Here is a 21,145-nt window from a genome sequence, read left to right as displayed (position 1 = left end):
CTAAGGAAACGAATAAACGTACCTCTGTTGCTACTTTGTTTCGGCCTGTTTCTCGTGCTGTCATCCGTCAGATTTCGGCATGAGTACCACGTAAGTGTCACGCAGTTGCGGTACAGTCCTGAGTCAAAAACGCTGGAAATAAGTATTCGTACCTTTACAGACGACTTGGAAAAGGGGCTATCTTTGGCCAATAATAACAAGCGATTTTTACTGCAAAATGGCGATCAAAATAGCCCTTACATTGAACAGTACCTCAAAAAACATGTTGCTTTGGCTAACCCGGCCCGACAGATTCAGCCGTTTCAGTTCATCGGAAAAGAACAGGAGGCAGATGCCACGTGGATCTACCTCGAAGTCCCTTTTTCCGGCAATCCGGAGGGTTGGGTCATGCGGCATGATTTTCTAATGGAAGTGTTTGATGATCAGGTAAATATGGTCAATGCAAAGTGGGGAAGCGAGCGAAAAACTTATTTGTTTAAAAAAGGTAAGCCTGTGCAGGCTTTGTAAAATAGCCGAAATCGGAAACAGCCAAAAACTGACACGTACAGACTGGCATAAGTATTGTACCTGCATAGAACCCCCGCACATGTTTATATTTTTGTATTTTGGGAATGAATATCTGTCAAACTGACAGAATGCCTATGAATTTTGAAAACTCAGACTTATATAGTCGATTACTAATGTCAGATTCTGATCTAGACAGCCTCGAAATTGTACCTCTCGGTGGACCGGAAGGTGTGGACGAACCCTTTGACCTTCCTGACGAACTGCCCATTCTGCCAATCCGACAGACCGTTCTGTTTCCGGGAATGGTAATACCCGTTACAGTTGTCAGGCAAAAAGCCATTCGACTGGTAAAGAAAATCTACCGCAATTCCGATGTCAATCAGCGGATTATGGGTGCGGTTACGCAGTTACGCCCAAACAAGGAGGACCCTACCGCCGAAGACCTGCATAAGGTTGGTACCGTGGCTCATATTCTGAAAATGATCACGCTGCCGGATGGAAACGTCACCATTATTGTTCAGGGAAGACAGCGTTTCAAAATAAAATCGATCGTTCGCGAAGACCCGTACATCACGGCGCAGATAGAAGGCATGGATGACTCCTTTGCCTATGCCAATCGTAAGGAATCGAAAGCGCTGCTAAATTCGCTTCGCGACGGCGCCCACCGCATCATGCGCCTGAATCCCGAGATTCCGCAGGAAGCACGCATCGCGCTGGACAATATCGAAAGCCCGGTATTTTTGATTCATTTCCTTTCATCCAATATTAATGTGGAAGTTGGGGATAAACAGAAATTGCTGGAAGAACCCAATAGTCATAAGCAGGCCAATTTGCTACTGCAATACATGATGCGCGAAATTGAAATGCTGGAACTCAAACGAGAGATTCAGTCCAAAGCGAGCTCTGATATTGACCAACAGCAGCGGGATTATTTTCTGCGTCAGCAAATCAAAGTTCTGCATGACGAACTGGGCATTGATAGCCCCGAACGTGATCTGGACGATTTGCGAATTAATGCGCTTGGCAAGAAATGGCCCCAAAGCGTTCAGCAACATTTTGATAAAGAAATCAACAAGTTGCAACGGATCAATCCGATGGCTCCCGAGTACCCGGTCACGCTCAATTACCTTGAAATGATGACCGATTTGCCATGGAGCGAGTACACAAAGGATAACTTTGATCTGGTTCGTGCGCAGAAAATACTGGATACGGATCACTTTGGCCTCGAAAAAGTGAAGGAACGGATCGTGGAATATCTGGCCGTTTTGAAGCTCAAAAACAACATGAAAGCGCCAATTCTGTGCTTGTATGGCCCTCCCGGTGTAGGCAAAACCTCTCTCGGAAAATCAATAGCCAAATCGCTCAATCGGCAGTATATCCGGATGGCCCTTGGTGGCGTACACGATGAAGCCGAAATTCGGGGACACCGCAAGACCTACATTGGCGCTATGCCCGGAAAAATTATTCAGCATATCAAAAAAGCCGGTTCGTCAAACCCGGTCTTTATTCTGGACGAAATCGACAAGGTAAGCTCTGACTACCGCGGCGATCCGGCTTCTGCTTTGCTGGAAGTACTTGATCCTGAACAAAATTCGTCTTTTACCGATAATTATCTGGAAGTCGAATACGACTTGTCAAGAGTTCTGTTTGTAGCTACGGCCAATGCACTGGACACGATTCATCCCGCCCTGCGTGACCGCATGGAGATTATCGAGATGACGGGCTACACGATGGAAGAAAAATTGCAGATAGCCAAGAAATACCTCGTTCCGAAGCAGCGCAAAGAGCACGGGTTGAAAGCAAATGATGTAAAAATTGAAGACAAAGCGCTTCAAAAAATTATTGAAGGCTACACCCGCGAATCCGGCGTCCGAAACCTGGAACAGAAAGTGGGTACTGTTCTGCGAAAAATTGCCAAATCCATTGCGATGGATCAGGAATATATCAAGGCTATCAAAGAAAACCATATTGAGAAATTTCTGGGAGGCGAAATTTTTGACAAAGATTTATATCAGGACAACGACCTGGCCGGAGTTGTAACGGGCCTTGCCTGGACATCGGTTGGTGGAGAAATTCTGTTTATTGAAACGAGCCTGAGCCGTGGGAAAGGTGGCTTGACGCTGTCGGGTCAATTGGGCGAAGTCATGAAAGAATCGGCCATAACGGCTCTTTCTTACCTGAAAGCGCATGCCGAGCGGCTGGGAGTTGATTACCGCATTTTTAATCACTACGATCTGCACGTGCACGTTCCTGCCGGAGCGGTGCCCAAAGATGGACCTTCGGCTGGTATTACGATGCTTACAAGCATGGCCTCCATTTTTACGCAGCGTCGCGTGAAGCCGTTTATTGCCATGACGGGTGAAATAACGCTGCGCGGAAAGGTACTGCCCGTTGGCGGAATTAAAGAGAAAATTCTGGCGGCCCGTCGTGCGGGAGTGAAAGAGATTATTCTTTGTGTAAAAAATCGCAAGGACGTAGAAGAGGTGCACGCCGATTATATAAAAGACCTCAGCTTTCACTACGTTGATACGGTTGACGAGGTTTTGGCCGCTGCGCTGCTTCCCGAAACGGTTTCCAATCCGATGCGGTTTGTTTTTCCGGAGGAGAAAAAGGAAAGAGAAGAATCTGCCGGACTTACGTCGGTGACGGTTTTATAAAATAGTAAGACATCCATAAAAAAAATGGGCGATACATTCCGTATCGCCCATTTTTTTTATGGTTAAAACTTTTACTTTACACGCTGCCGCCGCTGCATGACTTCCCGAAAAGTGGTCAGGATGATGCCTTCTTTTTCAATATACGCTTTTAGTTTTGGGTCAATCATGGCGAGTAAATCGCCCTCACGGGTTTGCGTAGAGCCAGAAATAATCGGGAATACCTCTGTTGGATCCGTACAGTGCATAATGACCATCGTGAGGCCGGGCTTCAGACTCGCCAGGCCGTCAATGTATTTCTGAGTTTTAAAGGCCTGCAATTTCTCTTTGGACGGTGCCGGATCTTCGGGGAGTTTCCAGCCATAGCTGACATTGTGCAGGTCGTCGAGAACGGGAAGTCCCGCTGCCCACAGCTGCTTTCCAACGGTCTGCGTGAGTGCGTACATATCGCCCGACATACGCTCGTCTACCCGAATCGCCGTGTTGTGGCCACCGGGAAACATCACCGGAATTTTTTCTTCTATTCCAACCTTAATATATCGTTGTAGAAAAGCCGGTGTGGCAAAGAGCGTTCCCATGTGCGAGTCCATGTGCGTAGGTTCAAAACCCATGGTACGGGCACGTTCGAGCTGCGCCCGAATCTCCGTTTCAACTTCATCAGGCGAAGCGTTTTTTACTACGTCAGCCACACTCGGCCAAAGCGCTCCTTCGGTATCTACCAGACCTTTGACGGTTGGTTTTCCGGCAAGCGGTCCCCATCGGTAATCTTTCCACTCGGAAGTCATTGTGAGGTGCAGGCCCGCGTCAAGATCCGGGTTTTGTTTGAGATAATGCACAAAGCCGGGCACCCAGGCGCAGGGCATCATCACGCTCAGAGAGGTAGCCACCCCGTTACGAATAGCCTGAATAGCACCCTCGTTGGAATCGTAGGACATCCCCACGTCGTCCACGTGCATGATAATGACTTTTTTGCCAGCCGGAAAACCCAGCTGCTCGGCGTAAGTAGGCGTTGGCCCCTGCGCCAGAACGGCAGGAAACCACGTAACGAGAACGAGGAAATAAGAAAACAGACGAATCATGACCTTAAAATTTAGGGAAAATGGAGTTTTAAATTAAATAGATGTGGCTCGTGAGACAGTTGTTTCCTGCCTCTACTAAATACTCTTCAAAAAGGTGAAAAGGCTATCTTTTCTCCTGAAAAATTGCTTCTGACGGCCTTACTTTTTTCGTAGTAGAAAGCCCTGAAAATTATAAATATCACGTTGCTTGTTTGCATTTTTGAGTACCAATTTCAGCCCGGTATGTGAAAAAGTCAGCTCCTCGGGTGTCAGCTCATAAGACGAATCACCATATTGTGGTTGTAGTTGGGCAAGGCGTTCGGCTACATTCCAAACTACTACCGGTGAACCTTTAGACAAAACCGTTACCAAAGCCCCTTTTTCAGTGGTTTTAATGGTCCATTCATTAGAAATAAATGATTCTTCCCCGTTAAATTCCACACCCCATAGATAGTTATAACCCTTGATGTCAATCGTGAAACCCTCCTGATCGGCACCAGCCAGGCCATAGTATTGAAAGGTTTGAGTTTTTTCAACGGGAGTTTTCACGTCCACGACCTCGCTCAGCTCCGCCTCCATGGCATTGGCGACAGTAAAGGCCTCTTGACTTTTGGCTGGTAAGGAGGTAAAGAATGGCGTAAGAGTTGACAGTTCACGGCGATTTCGGAAATAGTGGATCCCTGAAATCAGCTGTTCGTATTTTTCCGTGGTTAGGTCTATTTTTCCATTGCGATTTTGTGAGAAACTCAATAGATTATACTCTTTTAAGATTTTTTCAAAACGCTGTGCCTGATGACGCCGTGACACGCTGAAAATGCTCCACGGCCCAACGGCCAGCAAAAAGCTAACGACGCATAAGCTCAGCGGAATCCAGCGTATGTCGTCTTTTTTGCTAAACAAAAGATACAATGAAATTCCCGCCAGCCAAACAGCAAGTGCTGCTACCAAATAGCGGTTTTCGGTGATACCGTAGTCGTTTATACGCCGAAAGATGGCCACAAAGAGCAGGATAATTAATGGAAAAAGCGCTAAATGAAAGCGTCTTGTAAACAGGCGAATCCAGCGCTCTTCGGCCTGATTGCGCAGCGGAAATAGTAACAAAAGCGCCAGAATACCCGCTACCGAAAACGCCATGACCAGGTAGGCCACACCGCCCTGCGGCAACTGCCACTGAACCAGGATTTTACCGAAATATACGTACAGGATAATCAGGTAAATTACTTCCAGCGGTAGAAGTACATATTGCGTAAAAAGCTTGACACTTTTCGAATAAGTAGTCTGATTTTCCAGAGTTTCGAGCCGGGCCGGAAAACCATTGAGGAAGAAAATCGTGTGAAAAAATCCTGCAATTATCAAAAATAGGTTCAGTTCAAAGGTTGATGAAAAAGGCACATCAAACAGAAAACGTACCGTTTCAATGGCAATGATGAGCCCAAGAAAGAGCGTTCCGGCGTAGAGCGTAGCGGTGAGAAATTGCAGGAGCATGGTTTTGTTAAATTGCCAGAAACCATTAGGCTCATCAAAACCAATAAATGGTGCAAAAGATACCAGCAGATGCGCACATACCAGAAACATGCCAAATCGGTAGTAGTCGCGCTGAATGGGCGTTGGTTCCATGGTCATAAAAAATAGCACCAGCAGCGCCACTATTCCGAGCCCGGCCAGGATCTGATATGCGGCTTTCCACTGCCGTCGCTCCGCCACAAGCGTGAGACTCAGAAAAAGAGGAATGGCCAGAAATAACAGCAGCGTCAACCGTACAAAAAGGAAGTAAAATTCGTGTTTTACGGAATTTTCAACCAGGAAAATTACAGCTGAAACTTTCAGAGCTGCGGCAAATACGACCCACGGAAAACGAGTCAATACTTGTTGGAGGCCCAGCATAAGATTTTTAACAGACGGCAAACGAAGCATAGATGGATGTGGTTTTAAAAACTTAAACGTGCGTTTGGAATCAGCGGACGACGATTTGTAACAAAAGCAACCGGGAAATGGGCAATAGCTGCGTATTTTTGTCGTTTATTGGCTACTTCAAATGGCAACGATCTCCCGCATGAAAATTACATCTTTTCTGTTACTTTTCTTTGGCCTAACCTGCCTGCTTTCTGTACATGCGCAGCAATTGGGTCTGAGTCGGCTTTTTTATCCCAATGTTACCCTTCGGGCCGACTACGTTGTGCCGGGTCAGGCGGCTGGAAGTCAGGAATTTGGCCTGACGCGTACGAGTGGTTTGGGCATTATTCCGATACAAAGTGAAGTTCAGGCCGGATTCAGTTTTCGTAAAAAATTTGATTTGCGTGCCGTCCACACGGTCATGATCGGTCAGTTTACGCAGATTCAGCCCACATTTGACGGAACCAAATTTCCTGACAATGGCTACAAAACCATTTCTGTGGGTGCCATTCGGATGCAGGCAAGCGTGAAAGACAAGCTGTGGGTATATGGAGCAGCGTTGGGCGTCACGGAGTCGAACGAGACGTTTTTTACGCCTCAACCTTTCTTTTGGGGCGGCGGTGCCCGCATGCGGATCATTGGCCTGAGGAGTCAAATTGCCTACGGTTCTATTTTGGCTTATAACCAAAAACTTCGGTTTATTCCCATTTTCGGCATCAATCAGCGGTTGGGCAAGCAGTGGCGGGTTACGGCTTTGCTGCCGTTTATGGCTACGGCCAACTACCATCCCACCAAATGGTTTAGCGTAGATATGCTGGCGGGCGTCAGCGGGTACAGCGGTGGATTTCAGGTACAAACCGCCGAAGAAAAGCTTCTCCGGCGGCAAAACTATCAGCACGTAAAGCTCGGCCTTGCTGCCAACGTACACGCGCTCTCGGTGTTCAATGTATCCGTGGAGGCAGGTTTAGCCGGATTTCGGCAGCTGCGAACCTTCAACAGCGCCCGCGAAAATCTGACCTCAACCGCTCCTCCGGCTACGCCCTACGTAGGCGTGAGTGTGCGCTATCTGACGTCTCGCTCCAAGTTTTCATCCAAGTTTATGGGGAAACTGGGTCTGGGCGAAAAAGGTATTATTAATTGGTAGGTAGCTATGAGCATTTAACGATTAGCGGAACGCCGCCCGGCTGTTAGCTTTTTTATCTACTTGATTTTCAGGTTATTGTAATAAATTTTTGCGAAAATTAGTTATCATTAACTGACTATCAATTGATAGCATAATTAATTGATTATGAGTTATATACACGAATAGTAGCTAATAACCTAAAAGCTAACAGCTACATTAATTCCTTTCAGGCAACGCCGCCATTGACGCTCAACGTATGTCCATTGACGTACGATGCTTCGTCAGAAGCCAAATACAAATAGGCATTTGCGATGTCGTCGGGCAGGCCCATGCGTCTCAAAGGAATACCGGCAATGGTCTGATTACGAACCTCTTCCGGGATTTGATCCGTCATGTCGGTCAATATAAAACCCGGGGCCACGGCGTTGGCCGTAATGTTGTATTTGCCCAATTCCTTCGCCCAGGTTTTCACCATTCCGATGATCGCGGCCTTCGTCGCTGAGTAATTGGTTTGGCCGAAATTACCCGTAATACCCACCACCGACGACGTACAGATAATGCGCCCCCAGGCCTGCGCTACCATCTGCGGAACCACCACTTTGGTGCAGTTAAAAACGCCTGTTAGGTTCACATCGAGCACCTGATTCCATTCTTCATGCGACATTTTGAGCAACGAACGATCCCGCGTGATGCCCGCGTTGTTGACCAGAATATCAATGCGCCCGTAGGTATCGATGACCGACTTCGTGGCAGCTTCCAAAGCGGCTACATCGGTTACGCTTACCTGCATGTAGTCGGCCACGTAGCCCTGCTCGCGTAGTTCACGGGCGGTTTCTTCACCAGCGGCGAGCATATCCCACAGAATTACTTTGGCGCCTTCCTGCACAAAACGTAGGGCCGTAGCCTTGCCAATGCCCCGGGCTCCGCCGGTTATAATCGCTATTTTGTCTTGTAATCGATTCATAAATAAATAGTTAAGATAGGGGGTTAATTTATTCAAAAAGCAGTGTTACGAGTTCCGCTACGCAGGCGGGTTTTTCATGAGCTTCCAGTTCAAACACACAGGCTGCCGTGGCCCGAATACCGTTTGGCGCCTGTGGCTCCGTGGAAAGCAACGTCATCCGCATCCTGACCCGACTACCCGCCGGCACCGGGCTCGTGAAGCGAACTTTATTGGCCCCGTAGTTGACGCCCATTTTTACGGAACGAATTTCGTAGACCTCAGCCATGAGCTTAGGGGCAAGCGAAAGCGTCAGAAAACCGTGGGCAATTGTGGTTTTGAAGGGCGAGTCGGTAGCGGCTTTGTCGGGGTCGATGTGAATCCATTGATGATCTCCGGTAGCGTCTGCGAAGGCGTTAATTTGCGCCTGCGAAATCGTTTCCCAGGCACTCACGCCAATTTCCTGACCGACCTGTTCGCAGAATTCAGCAAGGGTTTCAAAAGTTTTCATGAATTGAAAGGTTTTTAGCTTTTTTTGATGGATTGACGAATGGGAAAGTTAGTTATTTCTTTTAAATCCTCGCTGCAATTTGTACGCTTTGCAAGGCTAAAATATATACTCTAACAGAAGTGACTCATTCATGGAAAAACGTCTATATTTAAAGACTCTATTTACTCCTTTAAATATACCTGATTCCGATGTCGATCCTCCCCGAAAAAGAACTTGCCACAGCTGCTACCTCAATGCTTCTGAATGCACAGTGGAGCTACTCGCCGAACAAAAGCCGCTGGACGTACAACGTATGGCTGAACAATTTGGCTAATGAAAAGGCCATTTTCCAAACTGAAATTTCAGATATTCTTGTGGGTCAGCAGGTGCAGTATCTGCAGCCACGCATCCTTTTGGCGGGTGTAAGTTTTTCTTTTTGAGGAGAGAAAGAAGATTGAAATTGTAGATAAATTACTGACAAACAGTTATTTACAAGAGGGTGCATATCAAAACTGAAAATTTTGAATAATTGGTCATGTAGGCTTTATATTAGTTGCTTTTTTGAAGGAAGTAAAAGGTGAAAAATGTGGATTTTCTACTACTAACAATTGTTTTATTCCTCTGACTTTTGGCTATGTTTAGCAGACATATATCTCTTATATGTTTAAGAAATAAAATGTATGACAAAAAAATACTTTAACGAACTGACCTACTCGGTAGTAGGTGCCGCAATAGAAGTTCATAAAGCTCTCGGACCAGGTTTATTCGAAAGCGTTTATCATAAATGTCTAAAACACGAGCTTTTTCTACGAAAAATTGCTTTTAAATCCGAGATGTTAGTGCCTGTTCATTACAAAGGCATTGATATTGAAGCAGAGTTGCGGTGTGATTTATTCGTAGAAAACTGTTTGCCAATAGAGCTTAAATCGGTTGAAGGTATTTTGCCAATTCACCAGGCTCAATTAATGACCTACATGAAACTACTCAATGCCCCCAAAGGCATACTTATCAATTTTAATTGCGTGAATCTCTTCAAAGATGGACAAAGGACTTTTGTAACTGAATTGTTTAGAGCCTTGCCTGAGGGTTGACTTTTTCTTTTCACCACATAGCGCACAATAGCGCAAACCCTATGTTTTCTATGTTACTATGTGGTTCATAAAACTTCTACCACATAGGTCACAATAGCGCAAACCCTATGTTTTCTATGCTACTATGTGGTTTAAAAAACTTCCACCACATAGGCACATAGGTCACAATAGCGCAAAAATCTATGTTTTCTATGTTACTATGTGGTTCCAAAAAACATCCACCACATAGACACATAGGTCACAATAGCGCAAACGCTATGTTTTATGCTACTATGTGGTTCCAAAAAACTTCCACCACATAGGCATATAGCGCACAATAGCGCAAACCCTATGTTTTCTATGCTACTATGTGGTTCCAAAAAACTTCTACCACATAGGCACATAGGTCACAATAGCGCAAAAATCTATGTTTTCTAAGTTACTATGTGGTTCCAAAAACTTCCACCACCGCTTTTCCAACCACTCGCCGCTCCATCATGTCTCGCAGGGCAGCGGGTGCGTCGGGCAGTGAATAAATCTTATGAATATGCTGCGAAAGTTTTCCTTCGGTCATCCAGTAAAGTAATTCTTTAAAGTTTTGCTGACTTTCTTTCGGTTCATTTTTGGCAAAAGCTCCCCAAAACACTCCCACAATCTGACAGCCTTTCAACAGCGCCAGGTTCAACGGGATTTTGGGTATCTCGCCCGCCGCAAAACCCACTACCAAATAGCGGCCTTTCCAGGCAATCGACCGCAGGGCGGGCTCGGTGTAGCGGTCGCCCACGGGGTCATACACTACGTCAACTCCCCGCCCGGCGGTGTATTCTTTGATTCGTTCCCGCAGATCTTCGGTGGAGTAATTGATGGTTTCAGCGGCACCCAACGTCCGGCAAATCGCCAGTTTTTCATCAGACGAGGCAGCAGCGATTACACGGGCGCCCATCAGAACGCCCAATTGTACGGCGGCCAAACCCACGCCTCCGGCGGCACCCAGCACGAGCAGGGTTTCGCCGGGTTGGAGCTGTGCGCGGTTTTTGAGGGCGTGGTAAGATGTGCCGTAGGTGTACATCATGCTGGAAGCAGCCACAAAGTCCATGTCCGGCGGAATAGGTAGCACTGTGGCAGCATCGGCAGCTACCTCTTCGGCAAAACCTCCCCAGCCTGTCAGGGCAAGTACGCGCTGACCCACAGCTACATGCGCTACGTTTTCACCAACTTCCAGCACAATTCCGGCTACTTCGCCACCCGGAGAAAAGGGCAACGGCGGCTTAAACTGATATTTGTTCTGGATCAGGAGTGTATCCGGAAAATTGACGCCGCAGGCTTTTACGGCTATCGTCACCTGTCCTTTTCCCGGTTTGGGAGAAGGAACTTCACTGAGGGTCAGTTCTTCGGGTGGGCCAAAGTGCGTACAAAGAATAGCTTTCATGAGTGAATGACTGGGTTAAATTTGTTTATAGAATTAATCCTGTAAAGTAGTTTTTATAAAAAAATATTTTATTTAATAGTCTGTAAATGAGGTATTTAATTATCTGTTTTTTCTGAAAAACAACTCTAATTGTACAAATCCTAATTCCAGCCCTGAAAGGGCGCAATCTACAAGCGCAGGGTGAAGCCCTGTGATGCGATGCGATGCGATGAATATGATAGTACACCTACATCGTACCCCGATCTATGGCCTTACGGGCGGTATCCGAAAGCGACTGTATACCCACGAGCAGACGGCCAAAACGCTCGTCACGCGTCAGACCTTTTTTCCAGCGGGCATAAATCTGCTGCATGACTACGGTATTTTTAAAAAGCCCAAACACATAGTAATACAGGATGCCGGATACATCCCGGCCACTCTGTTGGGCGTAACGTTGGGCAAACTCCTGACGGCTGAGGTTGCCCGGAAGGCAGGTAAGATTAAAACTCTGCTCAAAAGCGCCATCGCCGGCTTCGGACCAGTAGGAGAGTGCCGTGCCCACATCCATGAGCGGGTCACCCACAGTACACATTTCCCAGTCGAGTACGGCCCGTACTTCGCTCAGGTTTTCGGGATTCAGCACGAGATTATCGTACTTAAAATCATTATGAATCAGCGTGGGTGCATGTTCGGCAGGCATCGAGGCATTAAGCCAGTTGTAGAGCTGCTCCATTGCCGGAAGGTCGTCGGTTTGGGAAGCCAGGTAGCGTTTGTACCAGCCTTCAACCTGCCGCCGGATGTAGCCTTCGGGTTTGCCGATTTGGTTCAGGCCTGTTTTGTAAATATCAATTTTGTGTAAATCAGCTAGCGTGTCCACGAGCGCTTCGGAGGTAGTTCTCAGTGCCGCTGCCGGCAGGGCCCTGGCGTTGTCGGACTGTGCCCGCAAAATAACTCCCGGCACCCGCTCCATGATGTAAAACGGACAATTCATTACCTGCAGGTCGGTACAAAGGTCAATAGGTTTCGGAATTTTGGTAAAACCCGCCTGCTGAATCATCGTCAGCACCCGAAACTCGCGTTCCATATCGTGGCCCCCTTTGATGTGCTCAGCACCGAAAGGAGGCCGTCGCAGAACATATTCCTGCTGATCCTGAGTTTTGAGCAAGTACGTCAGATTGGAATAGCCTCCCGGAAATTGCCGTACGTCAAGTACAGCAGCAGGCAGGATTTTCTGCGTATGCAGATAGTCCTGCAGTGCATTCACGTTTATTTCTTCACCTGCCCGAACGGCCGCCGGTGCATCGATTTTTAGATTCATGGCTAGCGGGTTTCCTTTCTTTTAACATCCAGTCCGTAGCCTTTCAGAATAGATCGGGCCAGGGCTGATTTGTGAACTTCGTCGGCCCCGTCATAAATCCGGGCGCCGCGCTCGTGTACGTACCAGTACGACAGCAGAATGTCGCTCGTCATGCCCAACGCACCGTGTACCTGAATGGCGCGGTCGATTACGCGCAGCATGGTATTGGCCGTAAAAAACTTTATCATGGAAATTTCTTCACGCACAGCCGCCGCACCCAGTTCGTCAATGTGGCGGGCGGTGCGCAGCACCAGCAAGCGGGCGGCATCGATTTCGGCCCGACTATCGGCAATAAATCCCTGAATAAATTGCTTGTCGCCCAGGACGGTACCTTCTTCCAGCTCACGGCTCACGGCGTAACGGCACATTAGCTCAAAACTCCGCTCGGCAATGCCAATAAAACGCATGCAGTGATGAATACGCCCCGGCCCCAACCGCTCCTGCGCCAGCAAAAAGCCTGCACCCTCGGCGCCGATGAGATTGGCCTGAGGAACGCGTACGTTTTCGTAGCGCAGTTCGGCATGACTTGCCCAGCTGTCACCGCTGTGGCCCATAATTGGAATATTCCGCACGAGGGTTACGCCGGGAGTGTCCATCGGTACCAAAATCTGACTCGCCTGTCGGTGCCGGGCCGCATCCGGGTTGGTCACGGCCATTACCACCGCAAAAGCAGCGCCATCGGCTGAGCTCGTAAACCATTTATGCCCGTTGATCAGGTAGTCCGTTCCGTCTTTGATTGCCGTAGTGCCCATGCGGGTTGGGTTTGACCCGGCAAATTCCGGCTCGGTCATGCTAAAACAACTGCGGATTTCGCCAGCCATCAGAGGTTTGAGGTACCGTTCTTTAAGTGCCTCGGGTGCGTACTTATGCAGCAGTTCGGTATTGCCAATGTCGGGTGCCTGTGTGTTAAATACAAAATGCCCAAAGGGTGAGCGAGCCAGGATTTCACTGATTTGACCAAACTCGCACAGCGTCAGATCCAGCCCGCTATCAGCGGCCGAAAGGTGCAATCCCCAGAGCCCGGCTTCTTTTACCCGTGCTCTTTTTTGTAAAAGTAGCGGTTCAACAACAGAGAAGTTTCCACTTAAATAATCCGTAGTTTCCAGGGGATACAATTCCGTTTCAACGAATGCCTGAATCCGGGGAAGCAGGTGGCGCAGGCGTTCGGTGGCAAATAAATTTTCCATAAATATAGGTTTGGAGATTGGTCAAAGGGTAAAAGCAAGGACCGTTTTGGGTAATAAATTTGGTATGCTTGCATACTGTATAAATTCAAAAATAGTATATTTTGAATAATTAATTCTCCATTTGATTGCTATTCATGACATATAAAGATCAAATAGGGTCATTTTGATAAAAATTCAGAACTTTACAAGTCGTAGCCCCAGGTTTTTCGTTAGGCATTTTAAGAATTGAACTAGCGCTAATTAATCAGGATTTTGAGCTACTTGCTAACTTGCATATTTATATCTAATGACCATAGACCAGGTTTTTGAAGATTTTGGAAAATTACGGGTACTCGTCGTAGGAGACGTCATGCTCGACTCCTACGTGTGGGGAAAAGTAGAGCGGATTTCACCCGAAGCGCCCGTTCCGGTAGTTAACGTTGGCCGACGCGAATACCGCCTTGGCGGCGCCGGAAACGTACTTTTGAATGTGCAGGCGCTTGGAGCTGAGGCCATTATCTGTACCGTAATTGGCAACGACGGTCCCGGCGATAGTTTGCAGCAGGAGTTGGTCGGGCGCGGGCTTAGCTGTCAGGGCCTGATTCGGAGTGAGGACCGGATTACTACCATTAAAGAGCGGATCATTGCGGGCTCGCAGCAAGTGGTGCGCATTGATACCGAAACGGACGCGCTGATTTCTGACACCGAACGCAATCAGCTGATTGCCAAGGCAAAGGAGCTCATTCCTACTTGTCAGGTAGTTATTTTTGAAGATTATGACAAAGGCGTGCTTAGCCCCGAGGCTATCACCGAAATCACCGCTTTTGCCAACGAACATCACGTTCCTACGGTAGTAGATCCCAAGAAAAGAAATTTTCTGGCCTACTGCCACACCACGCTTTTTAAACCCAACCTGAAAGAACTCCGGGAAGGGCTCAAAGTAGAGGTTGATGTTCAGGATAAAGAAGCGTTCAAGTCCGTAGTGCAGCATTTAATTACGACTCTGGAAGCAAAAGGGGCGCTCATTACGTTGTCAGAATATGGCGTTTATATTGACTTTCAGGATCAAACTTACCACCTTCCGGCGCATCGCCGCAGCATAACGGATGTTTCGGGGGCGGGCGACACTGTCATCAGCATTGCGGCCTGCTGCGTGGCACTTGGTTTGTCTCCGCAAATCATTGCGGGTTTGTCCAATTTAGGCGGGGGCCTTGTTTGCGAGCAGGTAGGCGTGGTGCCCATAGACAAGGCACGGCTACAACTCGAAGCCGAACGGGTAGGCATGTTTCGCTAAGGAATATCTAATGAAAGCCTGGTACTGATTTATCTTTATTTTTTATAAATAGAAAACAAAAACAACTTTACTGTCGAACGAAAAGCCTTATGAATCAACCTGAAAACATAGCCATTCCTCAGCGCCATCCCCGGCCATTTATCGGGGAGGAGTTTGCGCTTACGAGCTGGGAGGATGTGCAGCCGTTATTTGATAATCTTAAAACCCGAGAAATTAGTAACGCAGCGGACCTGCGGCAGTGGTTTCTGGATCGCAGTGAGCTGGAATCTTACCTTTCCGAAAACTTTGCCTGGCGCTACATTCGGCAAACCTGCGACACCACGAGCAAAGAACTGATCGAATCGCTGCAATTTTTTATCAGTGAAATTCAACCGCAGCTCGCCATGTACGGCAACGATCTTGACCTGAAAGCCGCCGACAATCCATTCCTGAAAGAATTGACAGATCAGGGTTTTGACGTGGCGATTCGGGGAATGATGAAATCCATTGAGATTTTCCGGGAAGAAAACGTGGCGCTTCAAACGCAACTCCAAACCGAAGAACGCCGCTACGGCGCTATTGCCGGAGCGATGACGGTTACGCTCGACGGGGAGGAAATGACTCTCCAAAAAGCCGCCGACCGCCTCCAAAGTACCGACCGGGCCGTGCGTGAAGAAGCCTGGCGGGCCATCAGCGAGCGCCGTTATCAGGACCACGAAACGCTTGACGAACTCATTCAGAAGCTTATTCAACTGCGGGATCAGGTGGCGACAAATGCGGATTTCGCTACTTATCGTGACTATATGTTTGCGGCAATGGGGCGCTTTGACTATACTCCCCAGGACTGTTTTGAGTTTCATGATGCAGTATGCGAGGCCGTAGTGCCGATGCTGGATGATATGGCACAACAACGGAAAAATTCGTTGCAAGTCGATGCGCTGCGTCCCTGGGATGCCAAGGTAGACCCCGAAGGACGGTCGCCTCTGAAACCCTTTGAATCCGGCCAGGAATTGCTCGATAAAACGATCCGCTGTTTCTCCCGCCTGGATAGCTATTTAGGTGATTGCCTGCGGATTATGAAAACCATGGGACATCTTGACCTGGAATCCAGAAAAGGGAAAGCTCCCGGTGGGTATAATTATCCGCTGGATGAAATTGGTGTTCCATTTATCTTTATGAATGCCACGTCTAATCTGCGCGACATGGTGACTCTGCTCCACGAAGGTGGCCACGCCGTGCATTCGCTGCTTACCCGCGACCTGGCGCTGAATGCCTTCAAACATCCGCCTTCCGAGGTTGCTGAGCTGGCATCGATGTCCATGGAGTTACTTACAATGGATTTTTGGGATGAGTTTTTTGAAAATGAGGAAGACCTCCGCCGGGCTAAAATCCAGCATCTTGAATCCATCATCGAAACGCTGCCGTGGGTGGCAACGGTCGATAAGTTTCAGCATTGGATGTACGAAAATCCTGCCCACACAGCGCAGCAGCGCTCGGAAGCCTGGGTAAAAATTTATACCGAATTTGCCGATTCTGTGACCGACTGGAATGGCCTGGAAGCCTATCGCGCGTACAGCTGGCAGCGGCAGTTGCATATTTATGAAGTGCCGTTTTACTACATCGAGTACGGCATTGCACAACTGGGGGCCATTGGGGTGTGGAAAAACTACCGGGAAAATCCGGAAGCAGGTTTGCAGGGCTACCTCAATGCTCTGAAACTTGGCTACACGGCACCCATTGGCAAAATTTATGAAGCTGCTCAGGTACCTTTCGATTTTTCCAAAAAGCATATTACCGAGCTCATGAATTTTGTAAAAACAGAACTTGATGCTTTACGATAAATAATTGATAAACAGAACAAAAGTAAAGTCATTGCCCCAAAAAGGTAATGACTTTTTTTATACGGAAGGCTCCGCTTTCGGAATAGCTTTTGCGGAAGCAGCATCAATGGGAACAACCATGCGGGCGATAAAAATACTGGCAAAAATAGCCGCCATTGCCAAAAAACCAACGGTGCCGTAGCCAGTCAGCTCACCGGTAGAGGTTTTGCCAATGAGCACACCCGCTCCGTAAGTAGCAAGTGCCTGTGCCAGCAATTGTACAGACGAGTTGATAGCCATAAATCCACCCCGCTGCTGAGGAGATACTACCGAAGTCGTCATTGCCTGCGTCGGAACAAGTCGTCCGTTGGAGAAGACAAAAAATAATCCTGAAACAAATAACACATAGCTCAACGGTGCCGGAGGCATGTGGGTAATTAGGTAAATGGGTAGCATCGAAAGTAGCGCAAACACTACAAAAATCGGGAACTTGCCTCGTTTGTCAGCCAGCTTGCCAACCAATGGCGCCGAGAAGATAGTCAGAGCGCCGCCGACCAGATAAATCAGATAAATGTCAGTTTCGCTAAACCCAACATTGGCGACCAAATAGGGAGAAATAAATGGGATAATGCTGAAATGCCCCACCATAATGGTTGTTGTCAGGAATAGCGCCCGCATCTGATTTGGATTTCGCAGGATAGTTGTCAGAACAGCAATAGGACTGGGCCGCAGCTGCTTGCTCACGAGGTGGGCGTCCATGCGGGGCACAAACTGCCAGATAAGCGCCAAAACGCCTATTCCCAAAAAACCAACAAACAAAAATGGAGCATGCCAGCTGAACTCCGTAGCGATGTAGAGTCCAAATGGAACCCCAACGACCGAGGCTGCCGAAAAGGCCGTCATGACAATAGACATGGCCTGCGCCCGCCGCTCGTACGCAAATACATCGCCGACAATGGACAAGACCTGTGAGCCAAGAATGCCGCCAAAAACTCCGGCGAAAATACGCGCGGCAATCAGTAGCGGATAGGTTGGAGCCAGACCGCAGGCCAGCGTGCCAATCACAAAACCGGTATAAGCTGCCAATACAACCTGCTTGCGGGGAAAGCGATCGACGATGAAGGCGGCCAGAAAACCGGAAATTCCGGCGCTTAAACTATACGAGGAAACTATAAAGCCAAATGCCTGAGGACCAATAGAAAAGTGCCGCATCAGCTGAGGGCCGAGCGGCATCATAATCATGAAATCAACAATATGAGTGAAATTGATACAGGCTAAAACAAATAATAATACCTTTTCTGCACGAGTCATAAAACACCAGGAAAGAAAAGCGACACGACGGAAAAGAAATCAAAATTCCGTTATTCGCTCACTAATTTATCAATGAGTCGGTTAAAATCTTCTACGAAATCATCATAGTACTTGCCGGTGCCGGGGCCCGAAAACCCGGTATGGATACTACGCACTTTTCCTTTTTTATCCACAATCAGCGTGGTCGGAAAGGACATCACGTGGTTGAGCATGGGCAGGGCGCGGGCGGCCGAATCCTTATCACTAAGTCCGGCCAGCAAAATAGGATACTCTACCTGATAGCGTTCGGCCATACGCTTCATTTTTGGGGCAGAAACCTCCAGTTTATCAGATCGCTCGAAGGCAAGGCCGATAATTTCCACGCCACGCTCCCGATTTTTTTTGTACCAGGGCGACAAAAAGTTGGTTTCATCCATACAATTTGGACACCACGAGCCCATGATCTGTACCACCACTACCTTATTTTTATAGGCAGGATCTTGCAGCGATACCTGCTTACCGCTGGCATCTGGAAAACTAAAATCGAGGGTTTCATAGCCGGGTTTGAGGTAGGTCAGGCTGTTGGCATCGGGCAAAGTGGCGTTATCGTTTCGCTGAGCAGTCCAGTTTTCGTACCAGGTCGTTCCGGCCCAAAAACCACCTTTCAGTGAGCCGTCGGCTTGAATTTTTGCTTTAAATAAAAAAATATGCGAGCCATCAAAGCAGGAAAGATACAGGCTGTCGCCCCGAACATCTCCGGCCAAATAGCGATAATCGCCCGTGGGAGTCAGGAATGTTCCGGTAACGGTAGCGCCCTGTTGGTCAAAAATTCCGACGGCCACAGCAGAATCTTTGCCCGTTTCGCCCTGGAAAGTTACGGCCCATTTTCCGTTTACAGACGGAGTTTTAGCAGCGGGGTCGGGTTTGAAAAATCGATACTCTTCGCCAAAAGAGGCTTCAAAGGGTAGCTCGCCGGCAAACTGCCCGACGCGGTAGCGCCGCCAAACACCCTTGATCTGATCACCATCAATTTTTCCAATCAGTTCAGAATCAAACAACTCCATCGGAATGTGTAAAGAGTCGTTGGCGATGTATGCCGTATCAAGTTTAAGCCGCTCGCTGCCGTTAAGCGCAAAAGCCGTATAGGTTTTGCCGTCGGAGTTGGGCTGAATGTCAAGCAGGAAAGGCAGGGTATGAGCCTCACGGAGGAGAGTAGCGCGCCAGATTCCGGTTTTAAGTTCGGGAGATTGAGAAGAAGTACATGCCACAAAAGAAGTACTGAAAATAACCAATAACCAGCGGCTCAGGTGTTTCATAATCAATGAATTATGAGTTATTATAGAGGTTTTGTTAAAAATTAAATCCGAAAAAAGGAAACGGGGGTACCCTGGAAAATCATTAAGTTTGTAACGGACTTGCCGCAAGAATAAGTTCCTCGCCACGTTGCTAATTAAAGTATGGAATCCCCAACTAACTATCACGCCCCCGTCATGTTGCCCGAATGCCTGGAAGGCCTCGCGATCCGTCCTAACGGCATCTATGTGGATGTAACGTTTGGGGGAGGCGGGCATTCCCGGCCCATTCTGGACCGCCTGACTACGGGCACCCTGCTTGCCTTTGATCAGGATGCCGACGCTGCCGCCAATGCCGTAGCTCTCAAAGACGACCCGCGCTTTGTGTTTGTGGCCGCCAATTTCCGGCATTTGCGCCGCTATCTGAAACTTCATAAAATTGAAAAAGTAGACGGCATTCTGGCCGATTTGGGCGTTTCTTCCCATCAGTTCGACACCGCCGAGCGGGGATTTTCGACCCGCTTCGAAGCTGATCTGGACATGCGTATGAACCGCCAAAGCGAAAAAAATGCCCGGCAGGTGCTTAATGAGTACAACGCTGCTGAGCTTCAAACAATCCTTGGGCGCTACGGAGAAGTGCACAATGCCCGTACCCTGGCCGAGGCTATTTATGCCGCAAGGCTCAATACGCCCATCGAAACCGTCAATGATCTGAAAGATGTGGCGGGCCGTTTTGCTCCCCGTCATCGTGAAAACAAATACTTTGCGCAGGTTTTTCAGGCACTGCGCATTGAAGTCAACGATGAGTTGCTGGTGCTGGAAGAATTTCTGGCTCAGACACCCGACGTACTGGCGCCCGGCGGCCGGTTGGTGGTGATGTCGTACCACTCGCTGGAAGATCGGCTGGTCAAGAATTTTATCAACAAGGGAAAATTTGATGGAGAGGTAGAAAAGGATTTTTTTGGAAACGAAATCAAGCCCCTCCGCTCGATCACCCGAAAGCCCCTGGAAGCTACGCCCGAAGAAACCGCCCGAAACCCACGCGCCCGAAGCGCCAAGCTTCGCATTGCCGAGCGCCTGCCCTGAGTTTTTCAGGATCCACCCACACCTTTTCTTCTATTTCAAAACAGCGCCCTTTACCCTTAAAATCTATGGCAGAAAATAAAAGAATAGATCGCTCCAAACCCGCTCCTCCTCCTCCAAAACGTAAGTTCTCGTTGTTTCAATGGTTGAGCCGGTTTTTGCCTTTGGGAAAAGTATTTGGTGAAAAAAATGAAACCAACAAAGACCTGATTCCCATTCGGTATTTTTACTATTTTTTGTGGGTGGTGTTTTTGCTGCTCGTTTATGAGCGAATCGGCTACCTTTCGGAGCAATACGTACGGCGCAGCCTGGTTCTGAAAAAGGAAGTAGAAGATCTTCGGGCCGAGTATACAACCATCAAAGCCGAGTATATGAAAAGCGGCAAGCAGTCGGAGGTAGTACAAAAGGTACAGGGCACGGGTCTGGAAGAAAACCTGACGCCACCGCATAAATTAGTCGCACCTGTGCAGGAGTGAAAATCGGCATTATTCAGGACAACAGGGTTTTTAAGTTTTATTCTGCCACTTACATACGTGCCATAAGAAGGAGGAAGTTAAGAGAGTTGAGGAATATAAAATCGGGTTTCATTTTGAAGAAGATAAATATTTGATAATCAATTATTTAATTCATTGAAATATGGAGATTAATACCATTGAAGATCTACAAAATAAAATTGTAGAAGCTTTGAAAATAGCATCTAAAAAACTCATAGAAACCAAAA

Annotated in this window: 18 protein-coding genes; 9 read left to right on the top strand and 9 right to left on the bottom strand. The window is 47.9% G+C overall.

All coding sequences use genetic code 11. The features are described from left to right. The first annotated feature begins 27 nt into the window (after positions 1 to 27). Both EZE20_RS01235 and lon read left to right on the top strand, forming a co-directional pair. Positions 28 to 507, top strand: a complete 480-nt coding sequence (locus tag EZE20_RS01235; RefSeq protein WP_132113644.1) for a DUF6702 family protein — start codon at positions 28 to 30, stop codon at positions 505 to 507. Between the two features lie 173 nt (positions 508 to 680). Further along, a complete protein-coding gene (lon, locus tag EZE20_RS01230) occupies positions 681 to 3,164 on the top strand; it encodes an endopeptidase La (protein WP_228713488.1) in 2,484 nt (827 codons plus the stop codon). 71 nt (positions 3,165 to 3,235) lie between these two features. On the opposite strand, the gene EZE20_RS01225 is transcribed toward lon, so the two are convergent. After that, on the bottom strand, positions 3,236 to 4,240 hold the full coding sequence (locus EZE20_RS01225) for a polysaccharide deacetylase family protein (RefSeq protein WP_132113640.1): 1,005 nt from the start codon (positions 4,238 to 4,240) through the stop codon (positions 3,236 to 3,238). A gap of 138 nt (positions 4,241 to 4,378) precedes the next feature. After that, positions 4,379 to 6,133 (bottom strand): DUF4153 domain-containing protein, encoded by a 1,755-nt coding sequence (locus EZE20_RS01220; protein ID WP_132113638.1) that lies wholly within the window; start codon positions 6,131 to 6,133, stop codon positions 4,379 to 4,381. 121 nt (positions 6,134 to 6,254) lie between these two features. Here EZE20_RS01220 and EZE20_RS01215 point away from each other — a divergent pair, with 121 nt between their 5' ends. Then, the gene (locus EZE20_RS01215; RefSeq protein WP_228713487.1) at positions 6,255 to 7,256 is read left to right on the top strand and encodes a hypothetical protein; all 1,002 of its coding nucleotides are present in this window, start codon (positions 6,255 to 6,257) and stop codon (positions 7,254 to 7,256) included. 205 nt (positions 7,257 to 7,461) lie between these two features. Here EZE20_RS01215 and fabG read toward each other — a convergent pair whose 3' ends face one another. Together fabG and EZE20_RS01205 are read right to left on the bottom strand one after the other, a co-directional pair. Next, a complete protein-coding gene (gene fabG, locus EZE20_RS01210; RefSeq protein ID WP_132113636.1) occupies positions 7,462 to 8,199 on the bottom strand; it encodes a 3-oxoacyl-[acyl-carrier-protein] reductase in 738 nt (245 codons plus the stop codon). Positions 8,200 to 8,227: 28 nt separating this feature from the next. Further along, positions 8,228 to 8,686, bottom strand: coding sequence for a MaoC family dehydratase (locus EZE20_RS01205; RefSeq protein ID WP_132113634.1), 459 nt, complete (start codon positions 8,684 to 8,686; stop codon positions 8,228 to 8,230). A gap of 188 nt (positions 8,687 to 8,874) precedes the next feature. On the opposite strand from EZE20_RS01205, the gene EZE20_RS01200 reads away from it, so the two are divergent. Both EZE20_RS01200 and EZE20_RS01195 read left to right on the top strand, forming a co-directional pair. After that, positions 8,875 to 9,105 (top strand): hypothetical protein, encoded by a 231-nt coding sequence (locus EZE20_RS01200; RefSeq protein WP_132113632.1) that lies wholly within the window; start codon positions 8,875 to 8,877, stop codon positions 9,103 to 9,105. Positions 9,106 to 9,345: 240 nt separating this feature from the next. Further along, positions 9,346 to 9,756: a GxxExxY protein gene (locus EZE20_RS01195; protein WP_132113630.1), complete on the top strand. Its 411-nt coding sequence runs from the start codon at positions 9,346 to 9,348 to the stop codon at positions 9,754 to 9,756. 421 nt (positions 9,757 to 10,177) lie between these two features. On the opposite strand, the gene EZE20_RS01190 is transcribed toward EZE20_RS01195, so the two are convergent. The 3 genes from EZE20_RS01190 to EZE20_RS01180 all read right to left on the bottom strand — a co-directional run bounded on the left by EZE20_RS01190 (position 10,178) and on the right by EZE20_RS01180 (position 13,687). Then, positions 10,178 to 11,164, bottom strand: coding sequence for an NADPH:quinone oxidoreductase family protein (locus EZE20_RS01190; protein WP_132113628.1), 987 nt, complete (start codon positions 11,162 to 11,164; stop codon positions 10,178 to 10,180). A gap of 226 nt (positions 11,165 to 11,390) precedes the next feature. Next, on the bottom strand, positions 11,391 to 12,461 hold the full coding sequence (locus EZE20_RS01185) for a phosphotransferase (RefSeq protein WP_132113626.1): 1,071 nt from the start codon (positions 12,459 to 12,461) through the stop codon (positions 11,391 to 11,393). Positions 12,462 to 12,463: 2 nt separating this feature from the next. Next, positions 12,464 to 13,687, bottom strand: a complete 1,224-nt coding sequence (locus EZE20_RS01180; protein ID WP_132113624.1) for an acyl-CoA dehydrogenase family protein — start codon at positions 13,685 to 13,687, stop codon at positions 12,464 to 12,466. 286 nt (positions 13,688 to 13,973) lie between these two features. On the opposite strand from EZE20_RS01180, the gene EZE20_RS01175 reads away from it, so the two are divergent. Together EZE20_RS01175 and EZE20_RS01170 are read left to right on the top strand one after the other, a co-directional pair. Continuing rightward, positions 13,974 to 14,960, top strand: coding sequence for a bifunctional heptose 7-phosphate kinase/heptose 1-phosphate adenyltransferase (locus EZE20_RS01175; RefSeq protein WP_132113622.1), 987 nt, complete (start codon positions 13,974 to 13,976; stop codon positions 14,958 to 14,960). A gap of 89 nt (positions 14,961 to 15,049) precedes the next feature. Then, positions 15,050 to 16,780 carry a M3 family oligoendopeptidase gene (locus EZE20_RS01170; RefSeq protein ID WP_132113620.1) on the top strand — a complete coding sequence of 577 codons (1,731 nt, stop codon included), beginning with the start codon at positions 15,050 to 15,052 and terminating at the stop codon, positions 16,778 to 16,780. A 57-nt stretch (positions 16,781 to 16,837) separates the two neighbouring features. Here EZE20_RS01170 and EZE20_RS01165 read toward each other — a convergent pair whose 3' ends face one another. Together EZE20_RS01165 and EZE20_RS01160 are read right to left on the bottom strand one after the other, a co-directional pair. After that, complete coding sequence (locus EZE20_RS01165) at positions 16,838 to 18,070, bottom strand: MFS transporter (RefSeq protein ID WP_132113618.1); 1,233 nt, start codon at positions 18,068 to 18,070, stop codon at positions 16,838 to 16,840. 50 nt (positions 18,071 to 18,120) lie between these two features. After that, positions 18,121 to 19,365, bottom strand: a complete 1,245-nt coding sequence (locus EZE20_RS01160) for a peroxiredoxin family protein (RefSeq protein WP_132113616.1) — start codon at positions 19,363 to 19,365, stop codon at positions 18,121 to 18,123. Between the two features lie 141 nt (positions 19,366 to 19,506). On the opposite strand from EZE20_RS01160, the gene rsmH reads away from it, so the two are divergent. Then, positions 19,507 to 20,427: a 16S rRNA (cytosine(1402)-N(4))-methyltransferase RsmH gene (gene rsmH, locus EZE20_RS01155; RefSeq protein WP_132113614.1), complete on the top strand. Its 921-nt coding sequence runs from the start codon at positions 19,507 to 19,509 to the stop codon at positions 20,425 to 20,427. A 65-nt stretch (positions 20,428 to 20,492) separates the two neighbouring features. After that, positions 20,493 to 20,900, top strand: a complete 408-nt coding sequence (locus EZE20_RS01150) for an FtsL-like putative cell division protein (RefSeq protein ID WP_132113612.1) — start codon at positions 20,493 to 20,495, stop codon at positions 20,898 to 20,900. Positions 20,901 to 21,145 lie beyond the last annotated feature (245 nt).

Origin of the sequence: Arundinibacter roseus, assembly GCF_004348825.1 — a bacterium.
Lineage (GTDB): Bacteria > Bacteroidota > Bacteroidia > Cytophagales > Spirosomataceae > Arundinibacter > Arundinibacter roseus.
This window is presented reverse-complemented; position numbering and strand designations above follow the sequence as displayed.